Source organism: Amaricoccus sp., from assembly GCF_036846665.1.
GTDB lineage: Bacteria > Pseudomonadota > Alphaproteobacteria > Rhodobacterales > Rhodobacteraceae > Amaricoccus.
Map to the genome: position 1 here is coordinate 15,835 of NZ_DAIUBO010000019.1, position 13,194 is coordinate 29,028.

The 13,194-nt window shown below is 63.1% G+C and carries 11 protein-coding genes; 7 read left to right on the top strand and 4 right to left on the bottom strand.

All coding sequences use genetic code 11. The annotated features are described in order from the left end of the window. Positions 1-231 precede the first annotated feature (231 nt). Together V7050_RS03410 and V7050_RS03415 are read left to right on the top strand one after the other, a co-directional pair. The gene (locus tag V7050_RS03410) at positions 232-750 is read left to right on the top strand and encodes a zinc ribbon domain-containing protein (RefSeq protein ID WP_442885595.1); all 519 of its coding nucleotides are present in this window, start codon (positions 232-234) and stop codon (positions 748-750) included. Continuing rightward, on the top strand, positions 747-1,289 hold the full coding sequence (locus V7050_RS03415; protein ID WP_324374717.1) for a hypothetical protein: 543 nt from the start codon (positions 747-749) through the stop codon (positions 1,287-1,289). The genes V7050_RS03410 and V7050_RS03415 overlap by 4 nt, the downstream gene beginning before the upstream one ends. Here V7050_RS03415 and V7050_RS03420 read toward each other — a convergent pair. Together V7050_RS03420 and V7050_RS03425 are read right to left on the bottom strand one after the other, a co-directional pair. Next, positions 1,261-5,202, bottom strand: coding sequence for a carbohydrate-binding domain-containing protein (locus V7050_RS03420; RefSeq protein WP_324374719.1), 3,942 nt, complete (start codon positions 5,200-5,202; stop codon positions 1,261-1,263). The two genes, V7050_RS03415 and V7050_RS03420, sit on opposite strands and share 29 nt — an antisense overlap. A 21-nt stretch (positions 5,203-5,223) precedes the next feature. Further along, on the bottom strand, positions 5,224-5,934 hold the full coding sequence (locus V7050_RS03425) for a hypothetical protein (RefSeq protein WP_324374721.1): 711 nt from the start codon (positions 5,932-5,934) through the stop codon (positions 5,224-5,226). A gap of 371 nt (positions 5,935-6,305) precedes the next feature. On the opposite strand from V7050_RS03425, the gene V7050_RS03430 reads away from it, so the two are divergent. Further along, positions 6,306-7,418 carry a hypothetical protein gene (locus tag V7050_RS03430; protein ID WP_324398171.1) on the top strand — a complete coding sequence of 371 codons (1,113 nt, stop codon included), beginning with the start codon at positions 6,306-6,308 and terminating at the stop codon, positions 7,416-7,418. 484 nt (positions 7,419-7,902) lie between these two features. Here V7050_RS03430 and V7050_RS03435 read toward each other — a convergent pair whose 3' ends face one another. After that, complete coding sequence (locus tag V7050_RS03435) at positions 7,903-8,364, bottom strand: c-type cytochrome (protein WP_442885594.1); 462 nt, start codon at positions 8,362-8,364, stop codon at positions 7,903-7,905. A gap of 93 nt (positions 8,365-8,457) precedes the next feature. Here V7050_RS03435 and V7050_RS03440 point away from each other — a divergent pair, with 93 nt between their 5' ends. The 3 genes from V7050_RS03440 to V7050_RS03450 all read left to right on the top strand — a co-directional run bounded on the left by V7050_RS03440 (position 8,458) and on the right by V7050_RS03450 (position 11,485). After that, entirely contained in the window at positions 8,458-8,838 is a 381-nt protein-coding gene (locus V7050_RS03440; RefSeq protein WP_324374725.1) for a hypothetical protein, read from the top strand. A gap of 73 nt (positions 8,839-8,911) precedes the next feature. Further along, positions 8,912-10,423, top strand: a complete 1,512-nt coding sequence (locus tag V7050_RS03445) for a multicopper oxidase family protein (protein WP_324374727.1) — start codon at positions 8,912-8,914, stop codon at positions 10,421-10,423. A gap of 72 nt (positions 10,424-10,495) precedes the next feature. Further along, entirely contained in the window at positions 10,496-11,485 is a 990-nt protein-coding gene (locus V7050_RS03450) for a cation diffusion facilitator family transporter (RefSeq protein WP_324374729.1), read from the top strand. 24 nt (positions 11,486-11,509) lie between these two features. Here the strand turns inward: V7050_RS03450 and V7050_RS03455 are convergent, their stop codons facing one another. Next, positions 11,510-11,698 (bottom strand): hypothetical protein, encoded by a 189-nt coding sequence (locus V7050_RS03455; RefSeq protein WP_324374731.1) that lies wholly within the window; start codon positions 11,696-11,698, stop codon positions 11,510-11,512. Between the two features lie 90 nt (positions 11,699-11,788). Here V7050_RS03455 and V7050_RS03460 point away from each other — a divergent pair. Continuing rightward, a partial coding sequence (locus tag V7050_RS03460) for an HAD-IC family P-type ATPase (RefSeq protein WP_442885679.1) occupies positions 11,789-13,194 on the top strand: 1,406 nt, incomplete at its 3' end.

A 13,194-nucleotide genomic window follows, 5' to 3' on the forward strand; every position in this document is an offset into this window, starting at 1 on the left:
GGGGACCTTCGGCTCGCCAGGCCGTCGCGGCTTCCTCCGCGAGCGCGAGTGACGGCGTCAGCAATAGCAGCCCGGCCGGCAGATCTGCGGCAACGAGACGGTCACGAAGCGCGAGAAGATGCTCTCGGGCCAGCGTAGTCTTTCCGAGACCGACGGTCGCCCTGATGCCGATCCGCGGCGGGGCCGGGCCCGGTTTCCAGAGATGATCCTCGATCCGCGAACAGGCCCAAGGTGCACGCGATCCTTGCGGAGAACGCGCGCACCCGCTCCGCCAACACCCGGGCGCAGACTCCGGCGCTGCTGAAGGGTCTGATCTTCGGGCCGACCGGCGCGGCGATGTCGCCGACGCACACCCGCAAGGGCAGCCGGCTCTACCGCTACTATGTCAGCCAGGACGTGCTGAAGCGCGGTCCGGAGGCCTGTCCCGTCGGGCGGGTGCCGGCGGGCGAGATCGAGGCGGCGGTCATCGACCAGTTGCGCGGCATCTTCCGGCAGCCGGAGATCATCGTCGGGACGTGGCGCGCCGCACGGGCCGAGCAGAACGATGTCATTGAGGACGAGGTCCGGGAGGCGCTCACCGAGCTCGACCCGCTGTGGGACGAGCTGTTCCCGGCCGAGCAGGCGCGGATCGTGCAACTGCTGGTCGAGCGGGTGGATGTGCGGATGCAGGGAGTCGAGGTTCGGCTGCGGCCGAACGGGCTCGCCGGGCTGGTGCGCGAAGTGGCCGGCAGCAGGAGGGCGGCGGCATGACGCGCGCGACGGTGTCGGCGGACGGCGAGACGATCACCGTACACATCCCGCTGACGTTCTGGAAGCGCGGCGGGCGGAAGCTGGTGGTGACGCCGGAGGGGGCTGAGTGGGCCCCGCGACCGCGGGTCGACAATGCCATGGTCAAGGCGCTGGCGCGGGCGTTCCGGTGGCGGAAGTTGCTGGACGAGGGTGTGTACGCGACGATCGAGGACTTGGCCAAGGCCAAAGGGATCGGGAAGACCTACGTCAGCCAGGTTCTGCGGCTGACGCTGTTGGCGCCGGAGATCGTGGAGGCGATCCTCGACGGGCGGCAGCCGGCAGGACTGCAACTGGATGGTCTGCTGGAGGGCTTCCCGTTGGAGTGGGGCAGGCAGCTCGATTTGGCTGCTCTGGAAAGGCTTCTGGATCCGGCGAAGCGGGTCGAGCACGCCGAAAGTGTCCGATCTTCCTGCGCCCGAAGCTCTGCGACCCATACCAGCAGTCCGGTCAGCAGAACATGCATTCACGATTTTATGCCACCAGCTCATCAATGTAGGTGAAGTCAATGTAGTCTGTCCGGATCGGCTCGCCGCCTTCGCCATAGCCACGGAGTTCAATCAGGTCACCAGCACGAATTTCCACTCCATCCACTGCATGAACGGCGCGGGTCGTTGGTCCCGCAGAATCCGACCCAAGATCCTGATTCCAGGTGAAGCTGTCGACCAGGACCCCATCAACGTAGAGCGCAAGCTGACCGGCACCGTCATTCTCATCAAAATACCCGATGCTGACGCCATAGACGCCGTCATCTCCACCGAAATCATGGCTCGCGCGGGCTTCACCGCTACCGCTCGCCTTTAGAACTCTATCGCCCGACGCGGCGCCATGCTGTTGCCAGACAACGCCTTGGTCATAGGTCATGTCTTCCGCCTCCACACGGAACTGGACTTGCGACGGGTGAAGGCGCGCGGTCATCGCAAAGTCGAAATAGTCGGTTCGCATCGGTTCGCCCCCGTCGCCGGAACCGCGAAGCTCCAGCAGGTCGCCAGTCCGCATCTCCACATCGTTGATTGTGTGAACCGCACGCGTCGCGTTCCCAGCATTCGCCGAGCCCAGATCCTGGTCCCAGACGAAGCTGTCGATCTGCCGACCATTCACGAACAGCGACAGTTGGGCCGCCCCATCGTTCTCGTCGAAGTAGCCGACATCGATATCGTAGACACCGTCCTCGCCCTCGAAGAAAGCGTTCGCCCGGGCCGGATCCGTTCCGCTGGACCTGAGCAGCCTGTTGCCGGAGGCCGCTCCGTGCGACTGCCACATCGAACCCTGCTTGGCGACGAAATCCTCCGCCTCCATTCGGAAAGTGTCCGAGAGGTAGTTCAGGTTATCCATGACGAGGCGCCCGTTCACAGTGAGCAGCTCTACGCCGCCCAGATCGGGAGCGCCGCTAGCTGGCATGAACAGGCCATCGCTCTCGGACTCGAACAGAACGCCATCCACATCGATGAAATCGATGGCAAGATTTCGGTTCACTCCCTCTGCCGTGCCGTCGTTGAAATAGACGATCTCGAAGGTTGACGGCAGATCTCCGCTGAACTGGAATGCGTAGTCTTGGAAAAGAGAGTCGTCGGAAACGTCGAATCCGGAGCCCGCCACGGGAGCGGCAATGCTCCGGACACCGAGCGAAACGCCGTCGGCGGTCACTTCGAACATCGGAGCCGAGGCCAGAGTGCCACTGCCGCCGGCGCGGACCGTCACAGTGTGAAACTTGGTCGAGGGATCAATCTGCATCGCCCCGTCGGAGAACTTGAGACGCTCGACGCTGACCAGCTCGTCCGCGCCCTCGTCACCGTCAGCGACGTTGGTATCGGTGACAGACGTGAAACCGATGACCCTTCCCTGCGCGTTGACTGTCTCGACGACGTCATAGTCCTCGATGGAGCCTTCATAGATCGCCGCGTCGAAGCCCCCGCCGCCGTCGATCTCGTCATCGCCCTCGCCGCCAAGGATCAGATCATCGCCACTTCCGGCGCTGATCCGATCACGGGCGCGGGTGCCGCCGAGCAAATCCTGACCGGACGTGCCGCTGGCCGCGACGAAGGGAGGGATGGCCGGATCCGGCTCTGGCAGCGCCGGCATTCCACCCGCGGCGGCGTCGGAGCCGAGCGCCGCGAAGAACGAGGTCCCGAGGGTGCTGGCGAACTCGCGCCCCGGAACCCGGAGATCGGAATACAGCGGTCCGAAATCCTCGGGATCCGCGTATTGCGCGGCTATGAAGATTTCCTGGCCGGCGTTCTGGAGCATGTCTCCCGCGCCCAAGACGGAGTCATCCGAAAACCGGAAAGACACGCTGCTCGTCTGGTTGAAACGCTGGACGAAGTCGGGGTCCCAGTTCGGGTCGTTGTAGTACCCGAAGTTCGTGAACCACGGGAGCACCAGCGACGCTCCCGTACTGATGACCTCGAAGCCGAAAGTGGATATGGAGAGATCCAGCCCGTCATCGTAAGTGTCGGCGCCTTCCACGGTGACGAATAGATCCGAGAGAAGCAGGTCCTCGAAGAATATCTCCGTCACCGCATCGTCGTCGGTGAAGACCACGTCGTGCCCGCCGTTTTCGCTGAACACAAACCGCGACATCACCGTTTCGTCGTCCACGAAGATGTCGTTGTCCGGCAACGCGAGCAGCGCGGCCTCTTCGAGGTCGAACTCGTCGGCCAAGGCGGCCACGTCCTCCGGGAGCATGCCCCCGGCGATGTGAGCGGTCGCGCCATTGGAAAAAATCACATCGTTGCCGAACCCGCCGTTTATTTCCGTGAAATCTCCCCCGGCGCGGATCGTGTCGCCATAGGACGATCCGACCAGACGCTCGAAATCCGTGACGTTTAGGGTCCAGCCCGGGCCGCTGATCGCCCCGCCGCCGCCTCCGAGATTGATGTCGAGAGCGCCCGAGGTCGGAAGGAACGAGAAGTCGAGCAGATCGCCGTTCTCGGCCTCGCCGCCACCGTCGATGGTGTCGAGCACGTTGTCGAATCCACCGCCAGTGTTTGAAGTAAGCATATCGGGATCAATGGCAATGTAGACCGCATCGTCGAAATCACTCAGCGTATAGCGTTCAAATCCGTAAGACAGGTTTGTGTTGGGCGCGAAAGGCCAAGGTTCGAAAGGCGGCTCTGTTTCAAATGTGACGGCCGCGCGCCACTCGAAAGCGCCGTCGACTTCCTCAAACGTCACAAAAAGGCCTGTGTCTGTCCTATCTCCATAGACGAGGCTACTGAAATCCAGCTTGTCAGATCCGTCGCCGCCATCGAGAATCTTATGCTTTGCGAAATTAGTAAGCCCAATTTTTTCGGCGCCCAAAACGACGTTGTCGTTTCCCCATCCCGCATGAAGAATTCCCCGGCCATGAGAGATCTCCAAAGCGCTGTCATTCTGCAGCGTTCCCAACTGATAGCCAACTGAATATAGGAATGATGTAAAACTATTGAATATAAGTGCATCACCAACACTCAAATCAAAATCACTGGAGATGTCATAGTATGAATTTGAATAGTTTGTTGTTTTGAGGATTAAGTCCTCATGGTCGAATTGTGTGGGAAATCCGACGCCAAACGCGATCCGGAGAGCCACGACTGCAGCGGTGGGAGAAAGCTCGGTTGCGTCACGCGATGCGACGATCGTGCTGATGAGATCGTAGGAGCCTGGAATCGTCTTAAAGACGATGCCGTTTTCTCCGTTTACCGAGCCTATGATCTGCCCGTGCGCGTCTGGATCGTCGCCGTCGAACGGGATCAGCCAGTCCTCGAAGAGCCTCTTGGTGTCGTCATCGTAGCCCGCTCCCTGAAGGTACGGCATCAGCAGCGTACCGGCCCAAGGAGCGTAGCTGCCTCTATCCGCCGTAACGGCATCGGGAAGATTCGAAAAAACGTCCTGGGCCGCGGCGACGGCATCATTCGAACCGATGCCGATAATGCCCGGCATGGTGCTGGCGCCGAACTCGGCCCCTTCCTCAGGCGGAAGCATGCTCGCAAGAATGTCTCGTGCCAGATTTATCCCGATATTGTTGGAAGCCTTTTGGCCCAGAAACTCCGCGTCACCCGTTCCCCCACGCAGTGCGTACTGCGCTTCGGTATAGGCGTGGATGAATCGGCCGAAATAGGAGTTCTTGTTGTTTACGTCGCTGGCCCCGGCCAACCAACTCCAGACTTCCTGCTTGACGCTATCGATCTTCGTCCCATCAGGGTTCGAAAGGAATTCCAGAAGCGTCTCATAGATTGGGGCGGCAAGGCCGCGGACAGCCTCGCCGGCCTGGTGGCCATTACCCGCAAGAAAGGCTTGGTACTCGGGTGTGGACGCGGTTGTGAGACCACCTTGTATGGTTTCAGCATCGGCCAAAAGATAATTTATCTTTTCTGTTTGCCACGCGGCGAATGTGAACCCCCCGAATCCGCGCTCGTAGGAAGGATTGTTGGACATCTACCGCCTCCTGTTGGATTTTTACTGATCGTATTCGGGCACGCGGCGCGCCTCGATGAACGCCCTGACCTGAAGATCGAACTCCGCCACATGCGCAAGCGGGATGCGGCCATCCTCGAAGCGGTACATCAGCGACAACCCGTCTCTCATTCGGTAGTGAGCGTCGCAGGACCGTGAGCCGCCCGGGGAAAAGGCCCCGTCGCAACGGACCGCGAAACGGCGCCCCTCATGCTCGATATGGGTTCCAGGCCTCGCCACCATTGTGGAGGGCCCCAGGATATCCGGGGTTCCCGGAGTCAGGCCGCGGCATTCCTGGAGCACTGGCGAAACATTTTCCAGAGCCCGTCCATGCTGGAAAACCTCCGGCCGTTTGATGCAGAACTCCGAAAACCTGTCGAGGGCAATGTCCTGAAGGGCAACCGGCCCCCCCCAACTGAAGATCTGAAGCAGTTCCGGCCGCCACCTCCCATCGGCCGGTTCTCCCGGCGAGCGCGGCGCGACCGGTTGGTATCTCACCACCATGGCATGGGCGACAATCGGATTGAGCGGACAGCCCTCCGGCTCGTCCGGGTCGGCGACCGGGCCGGGATCGTCCACCGGCCCGTCGCGCAGCCGCAGTAGATCGAACGCGGGGAATGCGAACGCCAGTCCCGACGCCAGCCGCACGAATACCCGGCCGTCCGTCTCCGTCGTGCAGCTCTCGGGGTCGTAACTGATCGTTTCGGCGCTCACTTCGGCCGCCCGAAGCGATGCCAGAGCGACAACGACAAGAAGGAGTTCCGCCAATGGCAGCTGGGTTCGCAAAGACCTTGTCGTCCGCATTGCCAGGCCCCCTAAGGCTGCTCTGCCACACCGAAGGAAAGCAGCGTGACGGCTTAGAATTTGATCGAGGTCAGCCTCTGTGAAAATGGGTTAACAATGTGTAAATCCGAAAACTGCGATCAACAAATCTCCCCGCCGGGACCAGGAGATCGATGGTCAGTTTGATGAGGCGGAGAACGCCTTCTTGCAATCACGCAGAAGGAGACCGGATCAGGATTCTATTGGCATGGGAGCTTGGCGGCGGCCTTGGCCATGTCGCACGCCTCGCGAGACTGGCGAAGTTGCTGCTCGACCGCGGCGCCGAGGTGCTCGTGGCCACACGTCCCGGAACCAATTGGAACTGGGCTTTTGCGGTTTCAGCTCGGTATGGGAACAGGTTCCGCCTGATCAACGCGCCGGTCGTCGATCCGCAGGATGCGGCAACGTGGATTGTTGCGAAGAAGGAAACGCTCGCCGACGCGCTTGTTGGTTTCGGATACGACCGGCCGGAACTAGTTTTCCAAAGCGCAGATCTCTGGAACTCGATCATGGCCCGACTTCGACCCGATCTTGTGATCAGCGACAGCGCGCCATCCCTGAACCTGACCGCCGCCGGCCGCGTTCCGCTCGTCTGCGTCGGCCCGCCGTTCCTTGTGCCCCCACGCGGACGTTCGCTCCCGCCCCTTCGTCTGGGTGTTCAGGACGTCAGCGCGCGGGGGCGCAGGCAGGAACGTCGTGTCCTCGAGACGGTCAATCTGATCAGACGCGCGAACAGGCTGCCAAGCTACCAGTTCTGCAGCGACGTATGGCACGGAGACTTGACGTTTGTCGCCGGACCACCCGACCTCGACCCGCACGCATGGGACACGTCCCGGATCCATGCAGGTCCTTTCGACATGGCACCAGCCGCTGCTGCAACGGCCACCCAGACCGATGTGTACATATACCTGCCAAGGTCCGCGAAGGCCGGACGGCAGCTTGTCCAGCACTTCACCGGCATTGGCCTGAGCTGCATCGCCTATGTCGGTGGCGGCGATGCCATGCGCGTCCAAGAGCAGGGGGCGATCTTCCTCGATCGCCCGGCCGCGCTGTTGGCCCAGCTGGCCGAGTGTCGTCTGTTTGCGCATGAGGGCGGGCTCGCATCTACCTGGGCTGCCTTGCGGACCGAAACACCGCAGCTCATCCTCCCGCTCGACGCCGAAAAAGCGAACACGGCCGCTCTCGCCGCGCGGCTCTCGCCGGACGTCTTCGCTCATCGTTCGCTTGCAACTGAGAGACTCGCAAAGCAAATGGTGGCGGATGTGGAAGCATGCACCGTGCCTGCAAGGCCCCGTCAGATCAAGCTCGGCCAAACCTGCACGGCCGAAACACTGATCCACAAGGCGATGATGCTCTGTGGGCCGTACCAAGGGTAGGTGGGCGGGTACTCGGCTTGGGCTTGTCCGACCCACCCACGAGGGGACCGTTATGGTTCCGTACGGCGGCAGCGATAGGCCTCGGTCCCGAGATGGTTGGATTTCAGAGTGTCTTGCTACCCAGCGTTCCTGTCGAAATCGGTTCGCCTCGCCGCCAAGAATGCTCAATGATAACAATGAGCCGAAGCTCCCCACCAAAACGTCCGAGGTGAACAGGCTCAGAGAAAACTGGCCTCCGGAGAGCGGACCCCAGGCTCTGTGAGTACTTCGAGGTGAACAGCCTCACAGCTACAACCCTCGAAAACAACGAGAAATTTCACGCACGTTGGCAAGCGGAGAATGGGTTGTGTCGGGAGGTTGGCGGAGGGGACGGGCCTGATATCCAACCTTCTCCAAGTATAACCCATTGTTTTCATTATCACGTCGGCAAAACTTTCCAGCATGATCCGTCTGCCCGGTCATGTGTCGGCCCGGCCGGGATACCTCAGTTCGCCTGTGACACGCTCTCTTGGTAGCTCCGCTCGCGCTCCGGCCAGGTGCTCTTTATGTAGGCGAGCACGGCCCGGATCTCCGCGTCGCTCAGCACGTCCCCGAAACCTGCCATGTCGCTTTCGTATCCGCCCCCGACGATGGCGGCCGTGCCTTCCTTGACAATGCGGAGCAGGACATCGTCGGGATGGTGCCATGTGTGTCCGTTCGCGTCGTGCGGTGGCGCCGGCAGGCGGCCGGACGGGAGAGGTGACTTCCAGTCTGGCTGTCCTTCAAGGCCGGCGCCGTGGCAGCTGGCACACTGATCGACATAGACCTGCCGACCTTGCGCGAGGACTTCCGCCGACATCCTGCCGGAGGATGTGCTACCGGCATAGTTCCACGCGGCAAAGATCGCCAAAACTACGCCTGCAAGGAGCGCTCCGATCCAGACAGTATTGCGGAGGTCTTTTCTCAACAGTTGTTATCTCCGATTGCGCCGGACCCGATTGGCTTCACGCCGAAATGACCTGATGCCCGAGAGGCGCTGACTTCGACAATGGACAATCCCGTGAGCGATGCCTATCTTCGACGCATGCTCGCGCGTGCCGTCACCATGCTTGCCATACTCGCGATCGCCGTGGTCACGACGATGACCTCGGCGCATGCGGCACGCATGAGCGCCGTGCCGGATCACGCCGTGCATGTGGCCGAGATGATGCAGGCCTCACACAGCGGTGATGCTTCCTGCGACGGCGATCGGCACTGCGGTTCGGCCGATGCGGGAATGTGCGAACTCGTCTGCACGGGTCTCTCAGTCTTTCTTCCGTCGCCGAGCAGCGGTGCTGGCCACAGCTGCTCGCCGGTCAGCCACGACCGGCCTTCGGAGGAACTCCATGCCGGTCGAGCGTCTGGCCTGAGCGAACGGCCTCCCAAAATCCGTCTCCTCTGATCGCGCCCGGGCCGAGGCCCGCGGCGTCCCATCGGCTTTGATGAACGGGACTGGATGTCCCGAGGAGACGACAATGAACACCCTTTCGCGACGCGGCTTTCTCGCCGCAAGCGCGGCGGCGCTTGCCGCTGCCCATCTTCCGCGCGCTGTCATGGCGCAGGCGGCGGCGCCGCTTGCCCTGTCACCCGAGACCCGCACGCTCGACATCAATGGCCGCGCGGCCACCGTCTTCGGTCTTGCCGGCCCCGGCGGGCAGGGGCTGGTCCTTGACGCCGGGCAAAGGTTCCAGGTGGATCTGACCAACAATCTCGACATCGGCACCATCATCCACTGGCATGGCCAGATCCCGCCGAACGCGCAGGACGGGGTGCCGGACCTGCCAATGCCGATGCTGAAGCCGGGCGAGACCAGATCCTATGATTTCGCGCCGCTCGCGGGCACATACTGGATGCACAGCCATGTGCCGGTGCAGGAAATGAACCTGCTGGCGGCGCCGCTGATCGTCCGCAGCGCCGAGGATGTCGCGGCCGACCGGCAGGAGGTCACGCTGTTCCTGCATGACTTCGCCTTCAAGACGCCCGAAGAGGTCATGGCCGAGATTAGTGGCGGACATGGGGGCGGCCACGGCGCAGGACATGGCGCCGGTTCCGGCGCATCGCCCATGCAGGGCATGCCCATGGGCGGCGGCATGGGCATGATGCAGGGCATGGACCACGGCGCCATGGGCAACATGCCGATGGGCGACATGGCGGGCATGGCCGGCATGGCCATGGACCTGAACGATTACGACTGGGACGCCTATCTCGCCAACGACCGGACCCTGTCGGACCCCGAGGTGGTTCAGGTCGAGCGCGGCGGCCGCATCCGGCTTCGGGTCATCAACGCTGCCGCCGCGACGGTGTTCTGGATCGACACCGGCGCCGCACAAGCCCGGCTTGTCGCGGCGGACGGGCATGGCGTGCAGCCGCTGTCGGGCACGCGGTTCGGGCTCGCCATGGGGCAACGGCTGGATCTCGAGATCGACCTCCCGAACGAGGGTGGCACCTGGCCGATCCTCGCGCTGCGGGAAGGTGCGCGGGAGCGCACCGGCCTGATCCTCGCCACGCCGGGTGCCGACATCCGGCGCATCGACATCCTGGCAGAGGCCGAGGCGCCTGCCTTCGACACCGATCTTGCGCAGGAGTCGCGCCTGGTCGCGCTCAATGCCCTGCCGGACCGGCCAGTCGACCGCGGCCAAATACTGATGCTGGGCGGCACGATGCAGCCCTATGTCTGGACGATCAACGGCGCGGTCTGGGGTCAGCATCGCCCGATTGCGGCCCGCAGCGGCGAGCGGGTGGTGCTGTCGTTCCACAACATGTCGATGATGGGCCATCCGATGCATTTGCACGGCCATGTGTTCCAGGTCGTCAGGTTGAACGGCCGGGCGGTCTCGGGGGCTTTGCGCGACACGGTCTATGTGCCACCGATGTCGATGGTCGATATCGCCCTCGACGCGGGCGAGGCCGCCCGCTGGATGCTGCATTGTCACCACATGCCGCATCTGGAAACCGGCATGATGACCGAATTCGCCGTTTCGGCCTGATCGTTCCGCCGGGGCAGTCCTACCCCGGCCTTCAGGCGCTTCGCCGCCACTATCATTGAGGAGACCGAACCCATGTCGATGTCTCACGGCGGTCACACCGGCCACTTGCCAGCAAGCGGCGATCGCAAGGCGCTGGTCATCTCGGGCTGGCTCACTGGCATCTACTTTTTCATCGAGCTCGGGATCGGGATCTGGACCGGCTCGGTCGCCGTCATATCCGATGCCTTTCACACCTTCTCGGCCGTGGGCGGCGTGCTCATCGCGCTGGTCGCGAACCGTCTGGGCGAGCGAAAATCCAGCCCTGCGCGCACCTTCGGCTACATCCGTGCCGAAATCCTCGGCGCGCTCTTCAACGGCCTCTTCCTCGTCGCCATGGCTCTGCTCGTGTTCTGGATGGGGGCGATGCGCCTCATGGAACCGATCGAGCTTGCGACCACGCCAATGCTGTTCGCGGCAGCGGGCGGCATCGCCACCGAACTCGTCGCGCTCTGGCTCCTTTACGAGCGCCAGAAGGGCAACCTGAACATGCGTGGCGCCTTCTGGCACGTCATGCAGACCTTTGTCGGCAGCTTCCTCATCATCATTTCGGCCCTGGTGATCCGGTTCACGGGCTTCCTCGCCATCGACCCGCTGCTCGGCATGGCTTTCGGCCTCGTCCTGCTCTGGGCCTCCTGGAGCATTCTGCGCGAAGCGCTGCACATCCTGCTGCAAGGCACGCCGGAGGACCTCGACCTGGAAGCAGCCATCGAGGCCATTCGGGAACTGGATGGCGTCACCGATGTGCATCACGTTCATGCCTGGAGCCTCACATCGGGACGGAACGTTTTCTCGAGCCACGTCTGCGTCGATGGCTGGCAGAATGGCGAACGGGTGCTGAAACAGGTCACCGATCTCCTGCGCGATCGGTTCAATGTGTATTTCTCGACGATTCAGATCGAAGAATACTGTCTCGATCGTGAGGATGTCGCCACCGAGATCGACATCATGCGACCGCAATCAGAGACCGGGCAAGTCATGCAGCCAGACAAGCCTCGGGAACGCTGGGTCCATCATGGTCCCTGACGAAGTCCATCGATGCTGGTTGAATCATGTCTTGACCTTGCCATCGCTGGAAGGTGCAGGACGATCACAAGCCGCGTAGCGGGCAATTCGACGAAGAGGTGGGCCATGGCCAACAGAACCGAACAGGATCACCCGGTTGTCCCGAATACGGGGCAGGACGCTGAAGGCGAGCGTCACCACTCCGGACATCATCACGACCACGCGCACGATCATTCGGCGCATCGGCACGGGACCGAGCATCCACAGGACGCGGAGAGCGGGGTGGCCGATGACGCCCACAAGGTGAAGGATCCCGTCTGCGGCATGATGGTCGATCCGCACACGGCCAAGAACAAGGCCGAGCATGCGGGCCGGACCTACTACTTCTGCTCCGCGGGATGCCGGTCAAAATTCCTTGCCGAGCCCGAACGCTACCTCGATCCGGCCGCCGCCGCGGCAGCAGCCGAGCCGGTGCCGGAGGGGACGGTCTACACCTGCCCCATGCATCCGGAGATCCGGCAGGTGGGTCCGGGTTCCTGCCCGATCTGCGGCATGGCGCTGGAGCCGGTGCTGGTCAGCCTCGAGGCCGAGCCGAACGAAGAACTGATCGACATGACGCGGCGGTTCTGGATTGGGCTGGCGCTGGCGATTCCGGTGGTGATCCTCGAGATGGGCGGACATTTCCTCGGACTGAATCACTATATCGGGCAGCGGACCTCGAACTGGCTGCAGCTGATCCTTGCGACCCCCGTCGTCCTCTGGGCGGGCTGGCCCTTCTTCCAGCGCGGCTGGCAGTCGCTGGTCAACCGCAGCCTCAACATGTTCACGCTGATCGCCATGGGCACGGGGGCGGCCTGGGTCTACAGCATGGTGGCGGTGCTGATGCCGGGCATCTTCCCGGATGCCTTCCGGCAGCACGACGGGTCGGTCGCAGTCTATTTCGAGGCGGCGGCGGTCATTACCGTGCTGGTGCTGCTGGGGCAGGTGCTGGAGCTGCGCGCGCGAGAGAGCACCAGCGGCGCGATCCGGGCGCTGCTCGATCTGGCGCCCAAGACCGCCCGGTTGATCCGCGACGACGGGACGGAGGAGGAGGTGCAGCTCGATACCGTCCAGGTCGGCAGCCGCCTGCGGGTGCGTCCCGGCGAGAAGGTGCCGGTCGACGGCGAGGTGATCGAGGGGCGCAGCGCCGTCGACGAATCGATGGTGACCGGCGAGTCGATGCCGGTGACCAAGGAGACGGGCTCGAAGGCGATCGGCGGCACCATGAACCAGTCCGGGGCACTGGTCATCGAGGCGAAGAAGGTCGGCCGCGACACCATGCTGTCGCAGATCGTTCAGCTCGTCGCCGAGGCGCAGCGAAGCCGCGCGCCGATTCAGCGGCTTGCCGATCAGGTGTCGGGCTGGTTCGTGCCGGCGGTGATCGTCGTCGCCGTTCTGGCCTTCATCGCCTGGTCGATCTGGGGACCGGAGCCGCGCATGTCCTTCGGTCTGATCGCAGCGGTCTCGGTCCTGATCATCGCCTGTCCCTGTGCGCTCGGACTGGCGACACCGATGTCGATCATGGTCGGCGTCGGGCGCGGCGCGCAGGCGGGCGTGCTGATCAAGAATGCCGAGGCGCTGGAGCATATGGAGAAGGTGGACACGATCATCGTCGACAAGACCGGCACGCTGACCGAGGGCCGGCCCGCCGTCACCGCCATCGTTCCCGCGGCGGGCTTCACCGAGGAGGA